The organism is Arthrobacter sulfonylureivorans (assembly GCF_022637435.1).
In the GTDB taxonomy this organism is placed as follows: Bacteria; Actinomycetota; Actinomycetes; order Actinomycetales; family Micrococcaceae; genus Crystallibacter; species Crystallibacter sulfonylureivorans.
Window position 1 is genome coordinate 3,328,062 of the sequence record NZ_CP093326.1, and the last position, 22,535, is coordinate 3,350,596.

Consider the following 22,535-nt stretch of genomic DNA (forward strand, 5'->3'; position numbering starts at 1 on the left):
CATTCGGGCCGCGGAACGTCCCGAGGAAGGGTGGCTGTCATGGAATCGCTCACCGTGCCGGATCTGGATGCGAGGACGCTGGAAGGACTCCGTATCCTTGCCGATTCGCACCATCGCACACCCGAGGCCGAAGCGCGGGCCATCCTGGTCCAGACAGTCCGGGGCCTGGGCGAAGCCGACGACCTGCTCGCGTCGATGGTCGGTGGCGACGAAACAGAAAGCCGCGGGCACCACAGGACCAGCCTGGAGTAGCGCCGAGGGGCGCACCGCAGCAACCAGCGCAGTTAGGGCCTGTGTCCGGCGTCGTGCCACCCGCGCTGCGGGCGCGCACCGCCGTCGTCGTCTTAAACAGTGCTGCCCCGCACCAAACACAGGCACGGGGCAGCAAAACTGTCCGAAATCAGCCGCCTAAGGCCGGCGCGATGCTGTTCCACAACTGGTAAACACCGAGGACCACGAACAGCAGTGCACAGATGCCCAGCGCGATGTTCGTGTGGAGCTTGTTGGCCCACTCCTTCGGGATCCGCTTGCCGTTGAGCAGGCCCAGCAGGGTCAGTGCCAGGAACGGCATGAACAGCGATCCCAGCGCACCATAAAGCAGGATCAGCGCGATCGGCTTGCCCAGCATGAATAGCAGCATGGGCGGGAAGGTCAGCCAGAGCACGTAGAACTTGAAGTATTTGCCGCCAACGCGGGTGTCCGGGTGACCGGACTCCTTCTTCCGCATGTTGCCCCAGAAGTCGGCGAACATCAGGGACACACCGTTCCAGACGCCGATGATGGAGGAGAACGATGCCGCCCAGAAACCGATCAGGAAGCCGGTGCCGACCACGTCGCCGTACTCGGCCTTAAGCACGTCGTAGAGGTCCAGCAGGCCTTCGTCGCCGGCGCTCAGCGAGACGCCGGCGGTGCGGACCACCTCGGCACCGACGATCAGCATGGCGATCACGAAGATGCCGGTCATGACGTAGGCCACGGAGTTGTCGATCCGCATCACGCGCATCCACTTGGGCGTGTGCCAGCCTTTTTCGCGCAGCCAGTAGCCGTAGGCTGCCAGTGTGATGGTACCGCCGATGCCACCGGCCAGCGCCAAGGTGTAGAAAATGCCGCCGTCGTCCTGCGGGATCATCGGCACCAGGCCGCCGATCATCTCCGGAATGTTCGGCACGGCAATGACGGCCAGTCCGACGACGGTGACGAACATCAGTCCGACGAGCACCGCGGTGATCTTCTCGAAGGTGGCGTACTTACCGAACCAGACCATGACAAAACCGGCCAGGCCCATCAGGATGGCCCAGGCCCACAGCGGCAGCACTGGGAAGACGGCGGCCAACGGCAGCGCTGCCGAGGACATCGCGGTGGCACCGTAAACGAAGCCCCAGATCATGATGTACGGACCGAAGTACCAGGTGGTCCAGCGGCCCAGCGAGCGCCAGCCCTCGAAGATCGTCTTGCCGGTCGCCAGCGAGAACCGCCCGGCGCCTTCGACCAGGATGATCTTCAGGATGACGCCGACGATCACCGCCCAGAACAGGCCGTAGCCGTAACGGGAACCGGCCACCAGGGTGGCCACCATATCCGCGGCGCCGACGCCGGTGGCCGCTACGACGAGGCCGGGACCGACGATCTTCCACTTGGCGGGAGCCCCGCCGTCGTTGTCAACGCGTACAGCGGGATCCGCCGCACCCGTGATGTTGTTCTCAGTGGCCATGAGCCATGTATTCCTTACCGTGATGGAGCTTGTCCGCAGAAAACGGGCGGCACGAGTGCCGCCCGTCACCGGACCCCGTTTAGTTTCTCACGCGTTCCGAACGCCCGGTCAGTAAAGCACCGAAGGGGCCACATGGGGAACCGTTCATCGCCGGGGAGGCTCCGTTGGCCGGAAAATAGCGGCGCGACTGTGGCCGTTTGCACACCGGATCCGCCCCGTCATACGGGCCTGTGCCCGCCGGTGCTACCGCCCGGTGCTAGCCGTCGGGGCTATCCGCCGGTGCTAGCCGCTGCGTGCTACCCGCCGGCACTATCCGGCGGGGGCAGACTTCCACGGGTCGCACGCCTCAACCGACAGCCGCCGGTAGCCTTCGGCGTTTCCGGACACCACGGTCAGGCAGTGCTTGACGGCCGTCGCGGCGATCAGCGACTCCACGGCGGGCACGTCTTGGACGGCCAGCGGCGCCCATGCCTCGGCCACCTGCAGGTCTACCGGAAGGATGTACGCGGCGAACCGTTCGGTGAGCTCGACCAGCCAGCTGTCCGCCCGTCCGGCCAGGGCACTGTCCTGGGTGCTGAGCGCGTGCAGCTCCCCCAGTGTCAGCGCTGAAATGTAGACGCGCGAGCGGCGGCGCCGCTGCAGGAACGCCACAACGGCGGGGTCCGGGTTCTCGCGCCTGAGCTCGGCGACCACGTCGGTGTCCAACAGCAGCCCGCGGGCACGCCGCCGCCCGGAGGTCTCAGCGGGTGTCGGCGCGGGACCGGCCGCCGTCGGGCTTGGTTCGGTCCTGGTGGTCATCGGGCCGCGGCGACGGCGCGCTGCTGCCCGCGGGTTTGCAGTGCCGCATCCAGCAGGAAATCCACAAAGGCTTCCCTGGCTGCGGAGATCTGCTCGTAGTCGGCCAGACTCAAGACCTGGAGTTGCGGGGATTCAAGGGTGTCCATGGCAGCCGGCGCCGGGCGCCGAGTCCTTTCGGGTGCTCTTGCCCGCACCGGTAGCCAGTGGCTGATGCAGGCCGCTTCGTCATCCGAACCACCCAACGAGCGTGGGGTTGGTATGTGGCCAAAGTCGGAGCTTGGCGGCCACAATTCTTGAAGCTAGGGCTACTTTAGCGGGTCGAGTGCCGCATGTGAGAGACCCTGGTCACATCGCGTAACAGGCAGCGTAACGTTCCACCTGCCGGTCGCGCACCGGCGAATGATTGGCGCGCGTCCGGGCACCTTCGGCGGCCACCCCGGCGCATCCTTCCGAAACTGTCCGCACCGGCTGGTACATCCTTAACTGCCGGCAGGCACCGGACGGCGGCGGGATATCGTTGGGGGGACCCCGCCGCCGGCCGGGTTGGCAGCTGCCGTACTTGTGCAAGGAGGCACCGTGTTTCTGCTCGACTCCGACGCCGCCGGGGCTGACCGGGATCTGGTCTACACGGCCACCGACCTGGTCACCGCCGCCCAGTGCGAGTACCAGTTGCTGCGCAAGCTGGATGAGAAGCTGGGCCGCTCCCCGGTGCCGGACTTCGGCCGGGACGAGATGCTCGAGCGCACGGCGGCACTGGGCGATGTGCACGAACACCGGGTGCTGCGGCAGTTCCGCGACGCTTTCGGCTCCGGCGTGGTGGAGATCGCCGAGACCCGCAGCTACACCCGCGCAGACCTCCACGCCAAGCATGCCGAATCCATAGCGGCGCTGCAGTCCGGCGCGGACGTGGTGTTCCAGGCCTCCTTCTTTGACGGCGGCTTCCATGGTCGGTCCGATTTCCTGGTCAAGACGCAGCACGACGGCGAGGCCCCGGCTTACGCCGTCTACGACACCAAACTGGCCCGCCACGCCAAGGTCACCGCGCTGCTGCAGCTGGCCGCCTACGGAGACCAGCTCCTCCAGGCCGGCATAAGGGCGGCTCCGACGGTCACGCTGGTGCTCGGCGACGGCCGGCACAGCGACCACAGCCTGACCGACCTGCTGCCGGTCTTCCGCGAACGCCGCGGCCGCTTCCTGGACCTGGTCGCCGGACACCGCGGGCAGCCCGCCCCGGTCCGCTGGGGAGACGAGCGGGTCAAGGCATGCGGCCGCTGCGACTACTGTGCCGAACAGGTGGAGCTGCACCGTGATCTCCTGCTGGTGGCGAACATGAGCACGGTCCGCCGCCGCAAACTCCGCGCGGCGGGAATCCGCACGATCGACCAACTGGCCGCGCTCGAATTGCCGGCCGGCGAATCGCCGACCGGCCCGCTGGCCCGGTTGCGCGACCAGGCGCGCATGCAGACCGGCACGGCGGAACCGGACGGCCGGGTCACCTTCCGCAAGGACGGTGCCGAACACACCGTTGCCTACCGCGTGCTGGACCAGCACACGTTGGGGCGGCTGCCCGCGCCGGACCCGGGCGACATCTTCTTCGACTTCGAGGGCGACCCGCTCTGGCAGGACGAGGACGGGGTCTGGGGGCTGGAATACCTCTTCGGCGTGGTGGAGAACCCGCCGGCCAGTGGCGGCCCAGCGCCGTTCAAACCCTTCTGGGCGCACAGCCGCTCGGGTGAACGAAAAGCGCTAGCGGACTTCCTGGACTACGTGTCCGAACGGCGCCGCAGCCACCCGGGCCTGCACATCTACCACTACGCCAACTACGAGAAAGCCGCCCTGCGCCGGCTGTCGTTGCAGCATCTGGTCGGCGAAGAGGCAGTTGATGAACTGCTGCGCGAGGGCATCCTGGTTGACCTGTACGACACGGTCCGGCACAGCCTGCGGATTTCGGAAAACTCCTACAGCATCAAGAAACTGGAACCGCTCTACATGGGCGAGAACCTGCGGTCCGGAGACGTCAAGGACGCCGACGCATCCGTCGTGGCTTACGCCCAGTACTGCGCTGCCCGGGATGCAGGCAATGACTCCGAAGCCGACACGATCCTCAAGAGCATTGCGGACTACAACGAATACGACTGCTTGTCCACATTGGAATTGCGAAACTGGCTGCTGCGGCTGGCCGCCGAACGCGGGGTTGTGCTGGGAAGGGCAGCGGTGCCCGCTCCTGCCCTCTCGGCGGGAACAGGCGCTGACGACGGCGGACCGGTCCTTCCGCAGGAACGGCGGCTGCTCGACTTCGTGGCGGCAGCGGCCGAAACGGCCGCGGCGCGCAACCAGACGCTGTCCGAGGATGAACAGGCGGTTGCCATGGTCGCGGCGTCGGTCGGCTACCACCGGCGCGAAGAGAAGCAGTTCTGGTGGGCGCATTTTGACCGGCTGGATGCCCCGGTCGAGGACTGGGCCGATGTGCGCGACGTCTTCACGGTCGATTCCGTCCGCGTGGTTTCCGACTGGGCGAAACCGAACTCCCGCAGCAACCCGGTCCGTGTTCTCGCGCTGACCGGCCGGCTGGCTCCCGGTTCCACCATCAAGGATGGCAGCCTGCTCTGCCGCCTCTACAACCAGCCCTACCCGGCGTTCCTCTGCGAACAGAAGGACGGCGTCAACCACCGCGCCTTCAGCTTCGGCGCCGAGGTGCTGGAACTGGGCGCGGACGGCGTGAAGGACACGCTGCTGATCAAGGAGCGGTTGCCGCGCGGCGCCGACGAATACACCGAGTTCCCGGTGGCGCTGACGCCTGACCAGCCGGTGCGCACAACCTCCATCCGCCAGGCCCTGGCCGACATCGCCACCGCGGTTGCCGGTACGCTGCCCAACTTCCCCGCCGAACCGGCGTTGGAGCTGCTGCGCCGGCGTCCACCGCGGCTGGCAACGCTGGCTCAACTGCCCGAAATCCAGGACCACCCGGACGGCTATGTCGATGCGATCACCGCCGCCGTCGCTGATTTGCAGGACTCCTATCTGGCGGTCCAGGGGCCGCCGGGCACCGGCAAGACCTACGTCGGTTCACACGCTGTCGCCCGGCTCGTGGCACTCGGCTGGAAAGTCGGCGTGGCCGGCCAGTCGCATGCCGTGGTGGACAACATGCTGCGCGCGGCCATCGAAAAGGCCGGTGTGCCGCCGGAATTGGTCGCCAAAAAGCCGAACGGCGACCATGACCTTCCTTGGCCCAACCGGAGCACTGCAGATGTGACCCGGTTGCTCGAGTCGCCGGGGGGTGCGCTGATCGGCGGCACGGCGTGGACCATGACCGGTTCGGCGGTCCCGCCCAAGTCCCTGGATCTTCTGGTCATTGACGAAGCCGGCCAGTTCTCGCTGGCGAACACCTTGGCTGTTTCCCGGGCCGCCAAGCGGCTGCTGCTGTTGGGTGACCCGCAGCAACTGCCCCAGGTCACCCAGGGCACGCACCCGGAACCGGTGGATGGGTCTGCCCTTGGTTGGCTCTCCGCCGGGCATGCCACCTTGCCGCCGGAGCTGGGCTTTTTCCTCGCCCGGAGCTGGCGCATGCATCCGGACCTTTGCCGGGCAGTGTCGGTCCTGTCCTACGACGGGCGGCTCGAATCGGCACCCGCTGCCGCCACACGGCACTTGGAGGGAGCCCCGGCGGGAGTCGAGTGCGTCTACGTCGACCATCAGGGCAATGCCACGTCCTCGCCGGAGGAAGCCGCCGAAGTGCTGGCCCAGGTCGGCCCGCATGTGGGTCTGCTCTGGCGCGGCGATGGCACAGCGCAGCCGCGGCCACTGGCCGGTGCGGACATCCTGGTAGTGGCTCCCTACAACGCCCAGGTCCAGCTGATCCGCTCGGTACTCGATGGCGCCGGACTGCCGGATGTGAGGGTCGGCACCGTAGACAAATTCCAGGGCCAGGAGGCGCCCGTCGTGATCGTGTCCACCGCCGTGTCTGCGGCGGCCGAGGCTCCGCGCGGGATGGAATTCGTGCTGAACCGGAACCGCAACAACGTGGCGGTCTCGCGGGGACAATGGCGCGCAGTCATCGTTCGCTCCCGCGCACTCACCGACTACCTTCCGGCACGGCCCGCCGGACTGGAGGAACTCGGCGCCTTCGCCGGGCTCTGCCACAGCATGAATTGACCTCAGCCCGGCCCGCTGGCCGGAGGTGAAATGTCGACAGAGAGCCCAACTGGCCCGGCAGGCTGCGGATGTCGTGCTACGTTACGGGCGAAATCCGCTACGGTGCTGGCCCCGAACATGCTTGAATGAGAAGCGGCAGCCCGGCGGGCCAACCACCCGTTGCCCGTGCCGGCTGGAAGTGTGCACGTAGTTGTTTACGCACAGTAATTCCGACGAGAAGAGGAAGAACATGAGCAAGTACGAACTGCCCGAGCTCGACTATGATTACGCAGCCCTGGAGCCGCATATCTCGGCCCGGATCATGGAGCTGCACCACTCCAAGCACCACGCCACCTACGTGGCCGGCGCCAACACCGCTCTGGAGCAGCTGGCCGACGCCCGTTCCAAGGGCGAATTCGGCAACGTGCCGAAGCTGTCCAAGGATCTGGCCTTCCACCTCGGCGGACATACCAACCACTCGATCTTCTGGAAGAACCTCTCCCCGGAAGGCGGCGACAAGCCCACCGGCGAACTGGCCTCGGCGATCGATGAGTACTTCGGTTCCTTCGACGCGTTCCGCGGCCACTTCGGCGCCGCAGCGCTGAGCCTGCAGGGCTCGGGCTGGGCCGTGCTGGCCTACGAACCGCTGGGCGGCAATCTGGTCATCGAGCAGCTCTACGACCAGCAGGGCAACATCCCGGTGGGCACCATCCCGCTGCTGATGCTGGACATGTGGGAGCACGCCTTCTACCTGGATTACGTCAACGTCAAGGCCGACTACGTCAAGGCGTTCTGGAACATCGTCAACTGGGCGGACGTCGCCGCCCGTTTCGACGCCGCCCGTACCGGCGCTGCCGCGCTGATCACCCCGGCCAAGTAACACCGGCCTGCCGTGCCGCTGCACGGCGAATGACCCAGCAGGCACCGCCGTTGGGCCGGATACCCGGCCGAACGGTGGTGCCTCGCCGCTTAATCCGTTGCTGCCCCTCTCGATGGGCGGCAGAAGCGGGCACCGGCACTTTTCAGTCGGGTGCCCCACTGTTCCCCCAAAGGCTTCCTTTCTTCTACGGAACTGTAGAAGATAGCGGCATGATGTTTGAACATGACGACCCGATCCTTGAGCTCACCGACGAGCAATCTTGGAAGCTGCTGAAGAACACCAAGCACGGCCGCCTCGTCCTCACCGCCGCCGGCGAAACCGACATCTTTCCGATCAACTTTGTAGCCCGTGACGGCAGGCTGGTCCTGCGGACGGCGCCGGGCACCAAGTTGGCCGAGCTGACCATCAACGAACACGTGCTGTTCGAGGCGGACGGCATTGGCAGCGGCGAAGCGTGGAGTGTGGTGGTCAAAGGCACCGCACGCGTGCTCCAGACCCAGGAGGAAATTGCGGCTGCAGAGGCGCTGCCGGTCGAGACCTGGATTCCCACCCTCAAGGACTTCTATGTGGAAGTGAAGCCGACAAGTATCAGCGGGCGGCACTTCAAGTTTGGCCAGCAGCCCGAACGCTTTTAGCAACGCGAACGGCCCGGTCGGGGGCGCTAGGTGTAGTCTCCATGGACGTTAGGTACGTCCGGCGTGGCTGAGTGACATGAAGAAGACCTCCGGGTGAGGTGGAGCTTGTCTAGAGTTCACTTCTCACCGGAGGTCTTCATGTCCCACCCTAACGCCTTCCTCGCGCCCAAGGGCCGTCTCGAGCTGGCCAAGTGCATCGTCAAGGACGGTTGGACCTACCGCCGGGCTGCTGAGCGATTCCAGGTCTCGGTCAGCACAGCCAGGCGGTGGGCAGTCCGCTTCCGCGAAGACGGCGAAGCCGGGATGGAAGACCGCTCCAGCCGGCCCCATACCAGCCCGGGGCAGACGCCGAGGCGGCGTGAACGCCGGATCATCGCTTTGCGGGTTAACCGGCGGTGGGGACCGGACCGGATCGCCTACAAGCTCGGCATGCACCCGTCCACCGTCCACCGGGTACTCTCGCGATACCGGTTGGCGAAACTTACCTGGCAGGACCGGGCCACCGGACGAGCCATCCGCCGCTACGAACACGAGTATCCCGGGGACCTGGTGCACGTGGACATCAAGAAGCTCGGCCGGATCCCTGACGGCGGAGGACACAAAGTCCTTGGCCGCGGGGCAGGGAGGAAGAACAAGACCGGAACGGACGCCAACCGCCGGCCCGGCTATGCCTACCTGCATAACGCCGTCGATGACCATTCCCGGCTGGCGTACACCGAGATCCTCACCGACGAGAAGCAGGAAACCGCAGCAGGCTTCTGGGAACGGGCCAACGCCTTCTTTGAGTCCTGCGGCGTCACGGTCAAACGGGTGCTCACCGATAACGGATCCTGCTACCGTTCGAAGCTCTTCGCCAAGGCACTCGGCGCGGGGATCAGGCACAAACGCACCAGACCATACCGGCCGCAGACCAACGGCAAGGTCGAACGCTTCAACCGCACGATGCTGGAGGAATGGGCCTACGCCAAGCCATACGCATCAGAAACCGAACGCACCGCGGCCTTCGGAGCCTGGCTACACGATTACAATCACCACAGAGGCCACACCTCACTCAAAGGTCAGCCACCAGCCAGCCGCGTACCCAACCTCGCTGGAGACTACAGCTAGGCGGCGCCGATGCGCCTGCTGTCGCTAACCCCAGACCGGGCCGTCGTCGGGCTCAGTGGTGGATGCTCATTTAGTGGCCGACGCTGGCGAGGATCTCCTCGAAGCTCTTGGACTCGACGCCGCCGCGGCCGCGCTCGGTCACCGGCGTGCCCTGCACCAGATCAACCAGTTCGGCAGCCGCACGGTCGGAACGCTCGGACAATCCGCCGGTTCCGGCCTCGCCGGCGCCCCAGTCTTCCGGTGCGGCGAAGACTGTGGTCTGCACGGTCCGCGCCCGCAGGTAGCTGAACAGCGGGCGGACGGCGTAGTCCAGCGCCAACGAGTGCCGGGCGCTGCCGCCGGTGGCACCCATCAGCACCGGCTTGCCGGCGAGCGCGCGCGGCTCGACCACATCGAAGAAGGACTTGAACAGGCCGCTGTAGGAAGCACTGAAGACCGGAGTCACTACGATGAGCGCATCCGCTGCAACCGTCGCCTTGAGCACCTCATCCAGCTTCGGTGCCGCGTAACCGGTCACCATGTTGTTGGCGATATCGACCGCGTAATCGCGCAACTCCACCATCTGGATCTCGGCTTCAACACCCTGCAGCCGGAACTGGTCCGCCGTGGAGGCAGCCAACTGGTCGGCCAGCATCCGGCTGGAGGACGGTACGCCGAGTCCGGCTGAAATGACTACGATCTTGCGTTCTGACACTGCGGCTCTCCTTGATTGTCCATGCAATTGCATCTACAGGGAAAACCTATGTCTGCTCCGGTTTATTCCGGACATCAGGTGGTCTCCGTCTCACCGGTCCGGCTCGGCCGAGGTAACGGCCAGAAACGGCGAAGCTGCCGGTCAGTCAGGAACCTGCGGGACTGCCACCGCGTCAGGGACGGCTGCGTCAGGAACCGGCTGCACGGCCGGCGGCGCGGCCGCTGAAGAGGCAGCCACCCAGGAAGGTGCCCTCCAGCGAGCGGTAGCCATGCATGCCGCCGCCGCCAAACCCCGCCGCCTCCCCGGCAGCGTAGAGTCCGGGTACCGGCTGCCCGTGCGCTGTCAGCACCCGTGACTGCAGGTCCGTTTCCAGTCCCCCGAGCGTCTTGCGGGTCAGCACCGACAGCCGCACCGCGATCAGCGGCCCGGCATCGGGATCCAGCAGGCGATGCGGTTTCGCCGTGCGCACCAGCTTGTCGCCCAGGTAGCGTCTCGCCGCGCGGATGGCCATCACCTGCGCGTCCTTGCCGTAGGCATTGCCCACCTCGCGGTCCCGCGCAAGGATCTCGGCCTCGACCTCGGCCGGGTCCAGCATCGGGCCGTCCCGGTCTTCGCTGAACGCCGGAAGCACAGGTTCGGCGGGCGTCATTGTGTCGGCAGGCCCGCCCGGTGCGTCTCCAACCGTGGCCCGGACATCCGTTTCGCCGAGCGGATGGTTCCGCACCAGTTCGTTCATTTTGGCCACCAACTCCGGCACGGTGTCCGCCTGCAGGAAGTCCACGCCGTGGTCCAAAAAGGCCTGCACCGGGCCCGGCACGTCCGTGGTGGCCCGCTTGAGCACCTCCCGCACCGATTTGCCGGTCAGGTCAGGGTTCTGTTCCGAGCCGGAGAGCGCGAACTCCTTTTCGATGATCCTCTTGTTCAGGATGAACCAGCTGTAATCGTGTCCAGTGGAGCGCAGGTGGGCCAGCGTGCCCAAGGTGTCGAATCCGGGAAACAGCGGTGCCGGCAGCCGCTTGCCGGTCGCATCCAGCCAGAGCGAACTGGGGCCGGGCAGAATCCGGATGCCGTGCCGTGCCCACACCGGATCCCAATTCCGGATGCCCTCCACGTAGTGCCACATCCGGTCCGGGTTGATCACCCGTCCGCCGGCTGCCTGCGCGATGCCGAGCATCCGTCCGTCCACGTATTCGGGAACACCGGCAACCATGTGTAGGGGCGGCGTGCCCAGCCGCTGCGGCCAGTTTCGCCGCACCGCGTCCAGATCCGCTCCGATCCCGCCGGAGGTCACGACGACGGCGCCGGCCGGGTATTCGAAATCCCCCACCACGGTGCGTGAGGACGCCCGGCCGCGCCCCGCCGTCGTCGGTTCCAAAATGCTGCCGCGCACTCCGGTAACCGCTCCGTCTTGCGTGAGCAGCCCGTCCACCCGGTGCCGGAAGGCGAAGGTGACCAGTCCGGCATCGGCCGCTTCCCGCACCCGGCGCGCGAACGGTTCCACGAGGCCGGGACCGGTCCCCCACGTGATGTGGAAGCGGGGCACGGAATTGCCGGGTCCGCTCGCCTCGTAGCCGCCGCGTTCGGCCCAACCGACCACCGGGAAGATCCGGTGTCCGCGCTCGCGCAGCCACGCCCGCTTCTCGCCCGCGGCAAAGTTCACGTAGGCCTCGGCCCAGCGGCGCGGCCAATAGTCCTCCGGCCGGTCGAAGCCGGCGGTGCCCAGCCAGTCCTGCCAGGCCAGCTCGACCGAATCCTTGACGCCCAGCCGGCGCTGCTCCGGCGAATCGACCAGGAACAGGCCGCCGAAGCTCCACCAGGCCTGGCCGCCCAGATTCGCCTCAGACTCCTGTTCCACCAGCAGCACATGGCGCCCGGCCTCGGTCAATTCGGCGGTGGCGACCAGTCCGGAGAGCCCGGCACCCACCACGATGACATCCGCACCCACTATCCGGCCTGCCGCTGCGTTCGCACCCATGGGGTCCACCCTTGCGGATCGCGTTCGGGGCCACAAGGGGTCCGGACGGAATCGTCGAGGGCGCGGAGATCCAACCCTAGCCAGCCCGGCACCTCGAGGGCTACGGTGGCTCCTATCCATCCCTTGGCTCCGGTCCGGATCAGAGAGGATCCTCCATGAGCAGCAACCGAGCGGTCCTCGGTGCCGCCGCCACGCATGTGCTCAATCCCAACGATTACATCAGATAGGACCGCCCCGCGGCCTTCGATCAAGGAGCAACCATGGACACTGTCACTCTGGAAGATGCGCGCCGGGTCATTGCCGCCGCGGAGGCCAAGGCCGCGGAGATCGGCCAGCCAATGAACATTGCCGTGGCCGACGCCGGTGGGAACCTGGTCTCGCATGTGCGGATGGACGGGGCATGGCTGGGCAGCATCGACATCTCGATCAACAAGGCCTTCACGTCCCGGGCATTCGATATCCAGACCAAGGACCTGGGCGACAACGCCCAGCCGGGCAATCAGTTCTACGGCATCCATGCCAGCAACCACGGCCGGATCATGATCTTCGCCGGGGGCCTTCCGCTCTCCCGCGACGGCCAGGTGGTGGGATCGATTGGCGTCAGCGGCGGCTCCGGTGAACAGGACCAGTCAGTGGCCGAGGCCGGAGCGGCCGCGTTGTAGGCGGGGCTGGTTTGGGCCGAGGAATTCACAGGGTGCCTCGGCTAGCCTAGGCGGCGGATGGACTCACGGAGCTGGGGGGACTTCGGGTGGGCAGATGTATGAACTGGGCATGATCTACTGGTCGCGGCGGATCACGCTGTGGGCTTTCGTCGCGGCCTTGGCGTGGCTGGCCTATGCAGCCCTCTCGGCCGCCCTGGGTACCGGGCTGCTGCATGGGATCCGGCAGCTTCTCGCTGGCGGCGGCCCCGAGGCGTTGCTCCAGGCGGTTTGGCCTGTGCTGGGCTGGATCGGTCCGCCCGTGCTCGTCTTGGTGGCAGTGGCCGTTGCTGTACGGATCCGGCGCTCCCGCGATGTGCGCCGCCGCGATCCGCTGCGCAAATTTAACCGGGAGCAACGCCGCGAAGGATTGGCGCGCGCCGGCGGCCAGTGCGAACTGGAAGTTGGGCGGCACCGCCGTTGCCCGAACCCGGCCACCATCGCTGACCATTTCTTCCCATGGAAAAAAGGCGGGGCCACGGTGATGACCAATTTCGTGGCGGCCTGCGCGAGCTGCGACCGAAGCAAGGGCACCTCGATTCCCTCGCCGACGTCCCGTCAGCGGCTGGAAGAACGGCGCCACAGTTACTTTCCGGCCGGCGTTCCGGTTCAGGCCGGCGAACGCAATGAGATCTCCGGCCGCACGCATACGGCGGCCTGGTTGATGGGGTGAGCTGCCGGATGACGGCAATTAGCGGCTTGTATGGCGGCCGGATCGCGGTTGGTCGTTGGGGTGACTCCCGGACCACCGGCGCTCCCCCGTGACAAGGAACACGGATAACGAAGTTGTAACGCCGCGTGTCGCTCCAGTAAATTGGATGAAGTTCCTACTAGGAAGGTAGGCCCGGTCCGCCCGTCGAACCCTGCCGGCGGACCATAAGATATCGAGCTTTATGTCGAAGGCAGGGGCGGAGGAACCACGTACGGTGCTTGGGGGCACCATGGGGTGAAGTCCTCAGAGGCAGGCCGGCTTCCCGCGGCCATGCAGGCAGGACCGAGTGAGCTCTCGCTCGAATCCGACAGCTAACTTCGCAGGCGCATGAGAGGAATCCCTGTGAACACCCCTGTCCGCGGTCGTCGCCGTTCCGACACCCGCACGTCGCCCCTTTCCCTGATCTCCCGCCCTACCGGTGAACCCGGTGGCCGCCGCCGCGCAGAAGCGCCCGCCGCGGCTCACTCGGTTGCACGCCGGGCAGGCATTGCGGCCGCAACCGCTGGCATGCTGGCAGTGATTGCCATCCCGGTGGCTCATGCTGGCGACGCGGAGGAGCTGGTTCGCACCGATCTCGTGTCCAACAACAGTGCGGTCAGCGTCCAGGCTGCCAAGGATGCCGACCTCCGGTTCGACCGGCCCTGGGCTGCCAGCCAGGCCGCCCAGGAAAAGGCCAAGGTTGCCGCCGCGTCCGCCGAAAAGAAGAAGGCCGACGACGCCGCTGCCAAGAAGGCTGCAGCGGACAAGAAGGCAGCAGCCGATCAGAAGGCCGCAGCGGACAAGAAGGCCAAGGCCCAGGCCGCCGCCAAGAAGAAGGCAGCCGCCATCGCTGCAGCGAAGAAGGCCGATGCGGCCAAGGCCAAGACCGCCGGCTTCGCGACCGGCAGCCTGAAGGCTCCCATTCCGCACATGAAACAGACTTCCGGGTTCGGCTACCGGTTGAATCCGATCACCGGCGCGGCCGGCGAGCTGCACACCGGCATCGACTACGCGATGGGCTGCGGCACCCCGGTCAAAGCTTCCGACGGCGGCAAGGTGGTTGAGGCAGGCTTCCAGGTGGGCGGCGGCGGAAACCGCATTGTGGTCCAGCACCGCGGCGGCCTGAAAACCACCTACAACCACCTTCAGTCGATCGGCGTTTCGCTGGGCCAAAAGGTGGCCCAAGGCGAGCGCATCGGCGAGCTGGGCACCACCGGCAACTCCACCGGCTGCCACCTGCACTTCGAGGTTGTGAAAAACGGCCAGACCGTGGATCCGGCCGGCTGGCTCTAAGCCCCCAGCAACGACGGCGGAGCTTCCGCCACCTGACGGCGATGCCCACCGCATGTGAACTGATCACCTGCGGTGGGCATCGCCGTCGCTCGTTGAAGTCGCTCTAGGCGGAGTGCTCAGGCGAACGACTGCGATGACTGGTCCAAGGCGGAAACTTCGCTGGCGGACAGCTCCACATCCACCGCAGCCATCAGATCCGGCAACTGCTGCGGCGTCCGGGCGCTGGCCAGCGGCGCGGTGATGCCTGGCTTGCTGAGCAGCCAGGCGAGCGCCGCCGTGGTGATAGAGATGCCGCGGGAGGAGGCGACCGCCTCCACGGCGTCCACCACCGCAAAGCCGTTCGCGGTGAGGTAATCCCCCACCATGCCGCCGCGCGGGCTGGCCTCGGCGTCGTCGGTGCTGTGGTACTTGCCGGTCAGGAAGCCTGCGGCCAGTGAGAAGTAGGGGAAGACCGACAGGTTGTGCTCCCGGGCCAGCGGCGCGTAACCCTGCTCATAGTCCTTGCGGGCCACCAGGTTGTAGCGCGGCTGCAGCGCCACCGGCAGCGCGAAGCCGTTTTGCTGGGCGATGCTGATCCACTCCGCGATCCGCTCTGGAGACAGATTGGACAGCCCGATCTGGCGGACTTTGCCCTCCTTCACCAAGGCGTCAAACGCTGCGGCCGCCTCGATCAGCGGCGTACCCTCGTCGTCGTAATGGGCGTAGTAAAGGTCGATGTGGTCCGTGCCCAGCCGCTGCAGCGAAGCCTCCGCGGCGGCAGCGATGTTCACCGCCGAGAGGCCCTGAAGCTCCGGGTGCCCACCGACTTTGGTGGCAATGACCACCGAATCACGGTTTTTCCGCTCGGCCATCCAGCGGCCGATGATGTATTCGGACTCGCCGCCGGTGTTACCCGGAATCCAGGAGGAGTAGCTGTCCGCGGTATCGATGAAATTGCCGCCGGCATCGGCGAAGGCATCCAGTACCTGCTGCGAGCCGGGCTCATCGGAGGTCCAGCCGAAGGTGTTGCCGCCCAAAGCGAGCGGGAAAATCTTGAGGTCCGAAGTGCCGATCAAGCGCATCGAGAGTCCTTTCGAAGGGAGGGCAGCGGATCTTCGCCCGCCGCTTCAGCGTTTAAGGATAGTGCGACGGCTGCCGTTCCGGTCGCGAATGAGAGCGCGGTCACGCGCAAAACTTCACGTTTCCAGGGTCCGGACCCCCAGTCCGGCCGCCAAACCACCGGCGGCTGACCTCAGGCTCGCTTGTCCGTGCAACCTAGACTTAATCCATGGCTGACTCGCTGACCCCACAGCAGCGCAGCGCCAATATGGCCAAGATCCGCGGCAAGAACACCAAACCAGAGTTGCTGGTCCGGAAGCTGCTGCATGCCAGGGGGTACCGCTACCGCCTGCATGGCAGCGCCGGGGGCCAGAAGCTGCCGGGCAAACCGGATCTGGTGTTCGCGGGGCGCCGCAAGGTCATCTTCGTCAACGGCTGCTTCTGGCACGCCCACGACTGCAGAGTCGGCCAGCATGCGCCGAAGTCCAACGCCGAGTTCTGGGATGCCAAACGCTCCCGGACGGCCGCCCGGGACAAGGTCCAGCAGGCGGCGCTGCACGAAGCCGGCTGGCAGATCCTCACAGTCTGGGAGTGCGAGTTCAAGAAGGCTGGCGATCTGGCCGCCTTGGAGGACCGGCTGATGGAGTTCCTGGACTGAACGGGCTCGCGGGCCCGCGGGCCGCGGGGCCTCGGCACGGTCAGTCAGGCCCGTCCGAGGCCGGAGCGTCCAAGGCCGGGCATCCAAGGCCGGGCACCCGGGCACTGGGCCAGTTATAACCGCCGACGCAAAAGCGCCCCGCCCCTGGTGGTTTCCACCAGGGGCGGGGCGCTTCGCCGTCGTTATTTTCTGCACTGCCCGCCGGCGGCCGCGTCGGGCTGCCCGCCGCCCGTGGGCCGAGCGCCGTCGGTTACCGGGAGCGATCCGGTCATCACCGGTCCGGCGCCACCGACCATGCCGGGTTCCACCGGGCTTGCGGTGGTCGGTTTGATGTCGATGGTGCGGCGCAGCGGCCGTTCCTTGATGAACAGCACCGCAATCAGCGCCACTACCGCAATGACGGCGGAAAGCTGGAAGATCAGGGCCGTGCCGTCTCCGTAGGCCGACCGCATGATCTCTGCGGCCGCGGGAGGCAAGGACGCGAAGTCCAGCGTGGCACCGGCACCATCTCCGGAGACCGGGATGCCGGCCTCCTGCATGCCGGCGGTGGCCAGGGTGTTGACCCGGCCGGCGAGCACGGCGCCGAGCACCGAAACGCCGATGGCGCCGCCGAAGGAGCGGAAGAACGCCACGGAGGCGCTGGCCGCGCCGATGTCCTTGGCCCGCACTGTGTTCTGCACGCCGAGCACCAGGTTCTGCATCAGCAGGCCCATGCCCAATCCGAGCAGCAGCAGGAAAATGCCGGCCAGCCATAGCGATGTTTGATGATCCATCATGCCGGCCAGACCGGTTCCGCTGATCACCAGGATGGCCCCGATGACCAGGAAGCGCTTCCATTTGCCATAGCGGGTAATCAGCTGCCCGGAGACCGTGGCGCCGATCAGGTTGCCGGCAACCATGGGCAGCATCAGCAGGCCGGCTTCGGTCGGCGTCGCGCCGCGGGCCACCTGGAAGTACTGGCCGACGAACGTGGCGGAGCCAAACATCGCTACGCCCACCGAGATGGAAGCGATGATGGACAGCGCGGTGGTGCGCTCGGTGATGATCTTCAGCGGAATGATCGGCTGTGCGGCCTTGGACTCTACCCACACCAACACGGCCAGCAGCACGACGCCGATGCCCACCATCAGTGCGCTGGTTCCGGAAAGCCATTCATAGTGGCCGGGCTGGCCGGCGAAGGAGACCCAGATCAGCAGGATGGACACGCCGGCCGTCAACAGCACGGAGCCGAGCCAGTCGATCTTAACGTGCCGGCGCTCGTGGCTCATCTTCAGCGTCTTCTGCAGCATCAGCAGCGCAATGACAGCCAGCGGGACGCAGACAAAGAAGGTCCAGCGCCAGCCCAACGGGCTGTCCACAATGAAGCCGCCCAGCAGCGGGCCACCAGCCGTCGCAACGGCCATGACGGCACCCATGTAGCCGGCGTAGCGTCCGCGTTCGCGCGGCGGGATGACGGTGCCGATGATGGCTTGGACCAGCGCGGTCAGGCCGCCCATCGCGGTACCCTGGACCACCCGCGCGGCCAGCAGCGTGGTCATGTCCGGGGCAAACCCGGCCAGCACGGAGCCGGCCACGAAGATCACGATGGACAGCTGGACCAGCAGCTTCTTGTTGTACAGGTCGGCGAACTTGCCCCAGATCGGCGTGGTGGCCGCATTCGCCAGCAGCGCTGCGGTGACCACCCAGGCGAAGTCAGTCTGGGTGCCGTGCAGGTCGGCGATGATGGTGGGCAGCGCGTTGCCCACGATCGTGCTGGAAAGCATCGCGGTGAACAGGGCCGCAAGCAGACCGGTGAGGACCTGCAGAATCTGCTTGTGGCTCATCAGGTCGCCGTCGGCGGACGTCCGCTTGGCGGGCGCCTGTTCGGCGTTTGTCCGTTCGGCGGGAGCTTTGCTGTGAAGCGTGTGCTCCTTGAGCATCACGGCTGAGGTCTGGTTTGGTTCAGTGGGTTCGTTCAACGAGTCAGACTCCTGCGGGTTCGTAGCGGTAGGTTCCCGGCTTCGTTGACAGGATCGAGGTGTGGAGGGCCTCGGCAAGGCGGCCGACGGCGGTGATGGCGGCCTGGGCTTCGTCCTCGGACCAGTCGCCGAGCATGCCCTGCATGAGGGCGGCCCGGCGGATCGCCTCGGCCCGCATGCTGGCTTGGCCGGCCTCGGACAGCGAGATCAGCGACGCCCTGCCATCGTCGGGATGTGGTCGCCGCAGCACGAAGCCTGACGCCTCAAGGTCCGCGATGTGCCGGCTGAGTGCCGCTGGACCGATGCCCAGCTTGGCCGCCAACTCGGTGGCACGAAGCTCCCCCGCTTCGCCGATGATCCGCATAACGCCTTGCAGCGCGAAGCCAGGGCCGGATGGATCCGCCATGTGGTGGGTCGCGGCACGCAAGGACCGCTGCAGGGAAAAGACGCAGGCCACCAGCTCCTGGGCGGTTTCGGTTTCGACAGCCACGGCACACCTCATTCTTATACTTGCCTAAAGCAACTATAACTTCAACTAGTTGTCTTGGCAAACTAAATGAATGGGATCTGGAGCACACCCTCGCCACTCCTCCTACCGGATTCTAAGTATCAGCAGGCGGCCTTCTCAGGGCTGAGAAGGCCGCCTGCTGATACTTCGATGAGTGGTTGGCCCGAGCCAGGGGTCTGGCCCCAGCGTCAGTGGTCTAAGAGTCAGCCACCTAGATGCGTGGGCGCGAACATCTTGAGCAGGGTCTCTACGACGACGACGTTCGGGCCCTGCGCGGCGAAGCTCTCCTCGAGCGCGGCGCGGATACCCTCGGGCGCCACCCGCCGGGCGGGAACGCCAAAGGACTCGGCCAAGGCGACGAAGTCGGGCCGGGCCAGCTCCGTGGCGGTTGCTTTGCCGAAGGCCCCTTCCATGTATTCGCGCAGGATGCCGTACCCGCCGTCGTCCACAATCAGCCAGGTCACGGGCAGGTTGTGCTGGCTCGCGGTGGCCAGCTCGCTGATCGAGTACATGGCGGAACCGTCGCCCGAGACGGCCAGCACCCGGGCCGGCTTTCCCTGACTGGCCAGGCCCACGCTGCCGCCGATGGCGCCGGGGAAACCGAAGCCGAGACCGCCGGCGCCCTGGGCGGAATGGAACTGGCCCTCGCGCGAGTCCCAGCAACTCCAGGCCCAGTAGGCGGAGATGGTCATGTCCCAGAAGGTCTGCATGGTGTCCGGGACGGCCTCGCGGATATCCGCCATGAAGGCCCGCTCCTTGGCCAGGTCCTGGCTGTCCAGCCGGGCCTGGACCTTGGCCAGCGTGTCCTTGACCAGCTGCTCGGGGGTCTGGCCGCGCCAGTCGGGCCGGTTCCGCAGCTCCCCGGAGAGGGCGTCGTCGAGCGCGTGCAGCGCCTGGCCGGCGTCGGCGCGGATGCCCAGCGCCGGACCGTTGGACTCGAGCACGCGGGGTTCCGCGTCGATCTGGATGATCCGGCCGCGCGGCTCCATGGTGAAGTAGTTGCTGGTCACCTCGCCCAGCGACGAACCCACCACCACCAGGACATCGGCCTCTTCAAGGACGTCGGTGACATACCGATCCTCCACCCAGGACTGCAGCGACAGTTCGTGATTCCACGGGAATGCACCGTTGCCGCCCGGAGAGCAGACCACCGGGGCGTGCAGTTTCTCCGCAATGGAGAGCAGCCACGGTTCGGCCTTGCCCCGGCGGGCGCCGCCGCCGGCGATGATGGCCGGCCGCTTGGCTTCGGTGAGCCAACGCACCGCCTCCTTGACCAGCTCGGTCCGCGGCGGGTTGTCGAACGCTTCGGCCAGCGCATCCTCCACCGGCGGCACCATGATGGGGTCCAGCAGAACATTCTGCGGCACCTCCACCCAGACCGGCCCCTGCGGCGAGGAGATGGCCTCGGTCCAGGCATCCTGGATGGCCGACGGAATGCCGGAGGCATGCTGGATCAACCGCTGACTCTTGGTGACATTTGCGGCCGAAGCCTTCTGATCGTCGAGCTGGTGCAGCATGCCCTTGCGGCGGGCTCCGAGCCCTTCCAGCGGGATCTGGCTGGCGATCACCACCATCGGCACGCCCGTGGCGTAGGCTTCCTGCAGCCCGGCCAGCGAGGTCAGTGCGCCCGGGCCGGTGGAGAGGAACAGCACGCCAACATCGCCGGTCGCACGGGAGAACCCGTCGGCGGCAAAAGCTGAGTTGTTCTCCACCCGGGAGGAGACAAAGTGCAGCGGGGACCTGGACAAAGCGTCAAACAAGCCCAAGGCGTGCTGCCCCGGAATGCCGAACACCGTCGTCGCACCCAAGGCACTGAGAGTTTCGACGACGAGGTCCCCGCCGTTGCGCACGGCCGGTTTGGCCGGCCCGGCGTGGGCCGCGCCTGCGCCGGGAAGGGCGCCGCTCTTCGGTGCCGTCATTCGAAGGACTCCTGGTCCGACTCGATGTCCTGCGGCTGCGACGGCCGCGGGGCCTCCAGCGCCTGCGCGGCGTAACCGTTGCGGGAGCCGCCGCCGGCGGCGTTGTCGGCCATCAAAGAGACGAGTTCGTAGGCCACGTGGCTGCCGGCCACCCCGGTTATTTCGGCGTGATCATACGCTGGAGCCACTTCCACCACATCGGCGCCGATGAGGTTCATGCCGCGGAAGCCGCGGATGATTTCCAGCAGTTCGCGGCTGGTGATGCCGCCGGCTTCCGGGGTGCCGGTGCCGGGCGCGTGGGCCGGGTCCAGCACGTCGATGTCAATGGAGACGTAGAGCGGGGTGTTGCCGATCCGGTCGCGCAGTTTGGCCACCACTTCGCGGACGCCTTGGTAGTAGACGTCGGCGCTGGTGACGATGCCGAAGCCGAAGCGGTGGTCGTCGTCGAGGTCCTTTTTGCCGTAGAGCGGGCCGCGGGTGCCCACGTGGCAGATGGATTCGGTATCCAGGATGCCTTCCTCCACCGCGCGGCGGAACGGCGTGCCGTGCGTGTATTCGGCGCCGAAGTAGGTGTCCCAGGTGTCCAGGTGCGCGTCGAAGTGCAGCATGGCCACCGGTCCGCCGGCGCGCTCGGCGGCCGCCCGAAGCAGCGGCAGGGCAATGGTGTGGTCGCCGCCGATCGTGACCAGCTTGGTGCCGGAGGCGGTCAAGTCCAGCGCGTTCTGCTGGATGGTCTCGATGGCCTCGTTGATGTTGAACGGGTTGACGGCCATGTCGCCGGCGTCCGCCACCTGGACCTCTTCGAACGGGCTGAGGTCCCAGGCGGGGTTATACGGTCGCAGCAGCCGCGAAGCCTCACGCACATGGTTGGCGCCGAAGCGGGCGCCCGGGCGGTAGGACACGCCGGAATCGAAGGGAACACCGACGACGGCGATGTCCGCCTGCTTCACTTGGTCCAAGCGGGGCAACCTGGCGAAGGTGGCGGCGCCGGCGTAGCGCGGGATCCGGGACGAGTCGATCGGGCCGAGGTGGCCGTTGGCTTCCACACGAAGCTCTTCCATGGTTCTCCTTCGATGCGGCGGACGGTGCGGGATGCGTGGCGGCGTCCGGCGCGGGGCAAGGTTGCCCTATGTGCAACATCTGTTGCCTGAAATGATATTTGTGGCACCGGTAACAGTCAAGGTTGCCCGTCCTGCGTGCGCAGTTCGGGTGTGTGCGCCGGCGCGAACCATGCGCCGGCGCAGCGCCGGTCAGCGGGCCGCGGCCGGAACCAAAGTCCAGGTGACGATGGCTTCTTCGTCGGTCTCGTTAATCCACGTGTGTGGCTCGCGGCCGGAAAAGGAGATGGTGTCGCCCGCGGCAAGTTCGTAGCGTTCGGACGTGAAAACCAGCGTGATGCGGCCGGCAATCACATGGAGGACATCCACATCGCAGTCCACCGCATAGAGGTCTGTTTCGCCACGGCCGCGCGGCGCGATCACGGCGCGGATGATCTGCAGCCGGCGCTCGTGCCGGGCGGTCAGCAGTTCCTCCTTGATACCTTCGCCACCCAGGCTAATCCGCGGCCCCTGCCCTGCTCGCGTGAGGTGCGTTTCCGGCATGGAGAAGAGATCGCCGATGGAGATGGACAGCACTTGGCACAAGGTGACGAGCGACGCGACCGACGGCGAGGTCAGGTCCCGCTCCACCCGGCTGAGAAAGCCCTTGGTGAGCCCAGTTGAGTCCGCCACCTGCTCGATGGTCATGCGCTGCCCTTGGCGGGCTGCGCGGATCCGCGACCCGATGGCCACCGGGTCATTGCTGGGTTCGACGGGCAGTGCCTTCACTAAACATCCTTCTCG

Annotated in this window: 20 protein-coding genes and 2 riboswitches; of the genes, 9 read left to right on the forward strand and 11 right to left on the reverse strand. The window is 66.7% G+C overall.

Features of this window, described 5'->3' with window-relative positions; translation table 11 throughout:
• Positions 1-39: 39 nt before the first annotated feature.
• Complete coding sequence (locus tag MNQ99_RS15430; protein WP_127513608.1) at positions 40-252, forward strand: FitA-like ribbon-helix-helix domain-containing protein; 213 nt, start codon at positions 40-42, stop codon at positions 250-252.
• Positions 253-400: 148 nt separating this feature from the next.
• Here the strand turns inward: MNQ99_RS15430 and MNQ99_RS15435 are convergent, their stop codons facing one another.
• The 3 genes from MNQ99_RS15435 to MNQ99_RS15445 form a co-directional block, all read right to left on the reverse strand.
• Positions 401-1,711, reverse strand: a complete 1,311-nt coding sequence (locus MNQ99_RS15435; protein ID WP_241913559.1) for an Nramp family divalent metal transporter — start codon at positions 1,709-1,711, stop codon at positions 401-403.
• A 309-nt stretch (positions 1,712-2,020) separates the two neighbouring features.
• Positions 2,021-2,509, reverse strand: a complete 489-nt coding sequence (locus MNQ99_RS15440) for a PIN domain-containing protein (RefSeq protein ID WP_241913560.1) — start codon at positions 2,507-2,509, stop codon at positions 2,021-2,023.
• Complete coding sequence (locus tag MNQ99_RS15445) at positions 2,506-2,655, reverse strand: hypothetical protein (RefSeq protein WP_241913561.1); 150 nt, start codon at positions 2,653-2,655, stop codon at positions 2,506-2,508. Before MNQ99_RS15445 ends, MNQ99_RS15440 begins: the two co-directional genes overlap by 4 nt.
• Before the next feature lie 29 nt (positions 2,656-2,684).
• Positions 2,685-2,808: riboswitch (SAM riboswitch) on the reverse strand.
• Positions 2,809-3,085: 277 nt separating this feature from the next.
• On the opposite strand from MNQ99_RS15445, the gene MNQ99_RS15450 reads away from it, so the two are divergent.
• The 4 genes from MNQ99_RS15450 to MNQ99_RS15465 all read left to right on the forward strand — a co-directional run bounded on the left by MNQ99_RS15450 (position 3,086) and on the right by MNQ99_RS15465 (position 9,262).
• On the forward strand, positions 3,086-6,661 hold the full coding sequence (locus MNQ99_RS15450; RefSeq protein ID WP_241913562.1) for a TM0106 family RecB-like putative nuclease: 3,576 nt from the start codon (positions 3,086-3,088) through the stop codon (positions 6,659-6,661).
• Between the two features lie 229 nt (positions 6,662-6,890).
• Entirely contained in the window at positions 6,891-7,520 is a 630-nt protein-coding gene (locus MNQ99_RS15455) for a superoxide dismutase (protein ID WP_241913563.1), read from the forward strand.
• 209 nt (positions 7,521-7,729) lie between these two features.
• Positions 7,730-8,155 (forward strand): pyridoxamine 5'-phosphate oxidase family protein, encoded by a 426-nt coding sequence (locus MNQ99_RS15460; RefSeq protein ID WP_241913564.1) that lies wholly within the window; start codon positions 7,730-7,732, stop codon positions 8,153-8,155.
• A 138-nt stretch (positions 8,156-8,293) separates the two neighbouring features.
• Positions 8,294-9,262, forward strand: a complete 969-nt coding sequence (locus MNQ99_RS15465) for an IS481 family transposase (RefSeq protein ID WP_241912780.1) — start codon at positions 8,294-8,296, stop codon at positions 9,260-9,262.
• Positions 9,263-9,332: 70 nt separating this feature from the next.
• On the opposite strand, the gene MNQ99_RS15470 is transcribed toward MNQ99_RS15465, so the two are convergent.
• Entirely contained in the window at positions 9,333-9,956 is a 624-nt protein-coding gene (locus MNQ99_RS15470; protein WP_241913565.1) for an FMN reductase, read from the reverse strand.
• A gap of 187 nt (positions 9,957-10,143) precedes the next feature.
• Positions 10,144-11,931: an FAD-binding dehydrogenase gene (locus tag MNQ99_RS15475; protein WP_241913566.1), complete on the reverse strand. Its 1,788-nt coding sequence runs from the start codon at positions 11,929-11,931 to the stop codon at positions 10,144-10,146.
• Positions 11,932-12,191: 260 nt separating this feature from the next.
• On the opposite strand from MNQ99_RS15475, the gene MNQ99_RS15480 reads away from it, so the two are divergent.
• From MNQ99_RS15480 to MNQ99_RS15490, 3 genes are all read left to right on the forward strand, one after another.
• On the forward strand, positions 12,192-12,593 hold the full coding sequence (locus tag MNQ99_RS15480; protein WP_127515560.1) for a GlcG/HbpS family heme-binding protein: 402 nt from the start codon (positions 12,192-12,194) through the stop codon (positions 12,591-12,593).
• Positions 12,594-12,687: 94 nt separating this feature from the next.
• Positions 12,688-13,302 carry an HNH endonuclease gene (locus MNQ99_RS15485; protein WP_241913567.1) on the forward strand — a complete coding sequence of 205 codons (615 nt, stop codon included), beginning with the start codon at positions 12,688-12,690 and terminating at the stop codon, positions 13,300-13,302.
• A gap of 204 nt (positions 13,303-13,506) precedes the next feature.
• Positions 13,507-13,680: riboswitch (cyclic di-AMP (ydaO/yuaA leader) on the forward strand.
• A gap of 3 nt (positions 13,681-13,683) precedes the next feature.
• Positions 13,684-14,613 (forward strand): M23 family metallopeptidase, encoded by a 930-nt coding sequence (locus MNQ99_RS15490; protein WP_241913568.1) that lies wholly within the window; start codon positions 13,684-13,686, stop codon positions 14,611-14,613.
• Positions 14,614-14,729: 116 nt separating this feature from the next.
• On the opposite strand, the gene MNQ99_RS15495 is transcribed toward MNQ99_RS15490, so the two are convergent.
• On the reverse strand, positions 14,730-15,674 hold the full coding sequence (locus tag MNQ99_RS15495) for an aldo/keto reductase (protein WP_241913569.1): 945 nt from the start codon (positions 15,672-15,674) through the stop codon (positions 14,730-14,732).
• Positions 15,675-15,880: 206 nt separating this feature from the next.
• On the opposite strand from MNQ99_RS15495, the gene MNQ99_RS15500 reads away from it, so the two are divergent.
• Positions 15,881-16,309 (forward strand): very short patch repair endonuclease, encoded by a 429-nt coding sequence (locus MNQ99_RS15500; protein ID WP_241913570.1) that lies wholly within the window; start codon positions 15,881-15,883, stop codon positions 16,307-16,309.
• 182 nt (positions 16,310-16,491) lie between these two features.
• Here the strand turns inward: MNQ99_RS15500 and MNQ99_RS15505 are convergent, their stop codons facing one another.
• The 5 genes from MNQ99_RS15505 to MNQ99_RS15525 all read right to left on the reverse strand — a co-directional run bounded on the left by MNQ99_RS15505 (position 16,492) and on the right by MNQ99_RS15525 (position 22,520).
• The gene (locus MNQ99_RS15505; protein ID WP_127515604.1) at positions 16,492-18,228 is read right to left on the reverse strand and encodes an MFS transporter; all 1,737 of its coding nucleotides are present in this window, start codon (positions 18,226-18,228) and stop codon (positions 16,492-16,494) included.
• Positions 18,229-18,271: 43 nt separating this feature from the next.
• Positions 18,272-18,757: a MarR family winged helix-turn-helix transcriptional regulator gene (locus MNQ99_RS15510; protein WP_241913572.1), complete on the reverse strand. Its 486-nt coding sequence runs from the start codon at positions 18,755-18,757 to the stop codon at positions 18,272-18,274.
• 221 nt (positions 18,758-18,978) lie between these two features.
• A complete protein-coding gene (locus MNQ99_RS15515) occupies positions 18,979-20,694 on the reverse strand; it encodes a thiamine pyrophosphate-binding protein (protein WP_241913573.1) in 1,716 nt (571 codons plus the stop codon).
• Positions 20,691-21,755, reverse strand: a complete 1,065-nt coding sequence (speB, locus tag MNQ99_RS15520; RefSeq protein ID WP_241913574.1) for an agmatinase — start codon at positions 21,753-21,755, stop codon at positions 20,691-20,693. The genes MNQ99_RS15515 and speB overlap by 4 nt, the downstream gene beginning before the upstream one ends.
• Positions 21,756-21,944: 189 nt before the next feature.
• A complete protein-coding gene (locus MNQ99_RS15525; protein WP_127515573.1) occupies positions 21,945-22,520 on the reverse strand; it encodes a helix-turn-helix domain-containing protein in 576 nt (191 codons plus the stop codon).
• Positions 22,521-22,535 lie beyond the last annotated feature (15 nt).

Coding starts and splice junctions, on each gene's coding strand:
- MNQ99_RS15430 (WP_127513608.1), top strand. CDS start 40: ATGGAATCGCTCACCGTGCCGGATCTGGATGCGAGGACGCTGGAAGGA.
- MNQ99_RS15435 (WP_241913559.1), bottom strand. CDS start 1,711: ATGGCCACTGAGAACAACATCACGGGTGCGGCGGATCCCGCTGTACGC.
- MNQ99_RS15440 (WP_241913560.1), bottom strand. CDS start 2,509: ATGACCACCAGGACCGAACCAAGCCCGACGGCGGCCGGTCCCGCGCCG.
- MNQ99_RS15445 (WP_241913561.1), bottom strand. CDS start 2,655: ATGGACACCCTTGAATCCCCGCAACTCCAGGTCTTGAGTCTGGCCGAC.
- MNQ99_RS15455 (WP_241913563.1), top strand. CDS start 6,891: ATGAGCAAGTACGAACTGCCCGAGCTCGACTATGATTACGCAGCCCTG.
- MNQ99_RS15460 (WP_241913564.1), top strand. CDS start 7,730: ATGATGTTTGAACATGACGACCCGATCCTTGAGCTCACCGACGAGCAA.
- MNQ99_RS15465 (WP_241912780.1), top strand. CDS start 8,294: ATGTCCCACCCTAACGCCTTCCTCGCGCCCAAGGGCCGTCTCGAGCTG.
- MNQ99_RS15475 (WP_241913566.1), bottom strand. CDS start 11,931: ATGGGTGCGAACGCAGCGGCAGGCCGGATAGTGGGTGCGGATGTCATC.
- MNQ99_RS15480 (WP_127515560.1), top strand. CDS start 12,192: ATGGACACTGTCACTCTGGAAGATGCGCGCCGGGTCATTGCCGCCGCG.
- MNQ99_RS15485 (WP_241913567.1), top strand. CDS start 12,688: ATGTATGAACTGGGCATGATCTACTGGTCGCGGCGGATCACGCTGTGG.
- MNQ99_RS15495 (WP_241913569.1), bottom strand. CDS start 15,674: ATGCGCTTGATCGGCACTTCGGACCTCAAGATTTTCCCGCTCGCTTTG.
- MNQ99_RS15500 (WP_241913570.1), top strand. CDS start 15,881: ATGGCTGACTCGCTGACCCCACAGCAGCGCAGCGCCAATATGGCCAAG.
- MNQ99_RS15505 (WP_127515604.1), bottom strand. CDS start 18,228: ATGCTCAAGGAGCACACGCTTCACAGCAAAGCTCCCGCCGAACGGACA.
- MNQ99_RS15515 (WP_241913573.1), bottom strand. CDS start 20,694: ATGACGGCACCGAAGAGCGGCGCCCTTCCCGGCGCAGGCGCGGCCCAC.
- speB (WP_241913574.1), bottom strand. CDS start 21,755: ATGGAAGAGCTTCGTGTGGAAGCCAACGGCCACCTCGGCCCGATCGAC.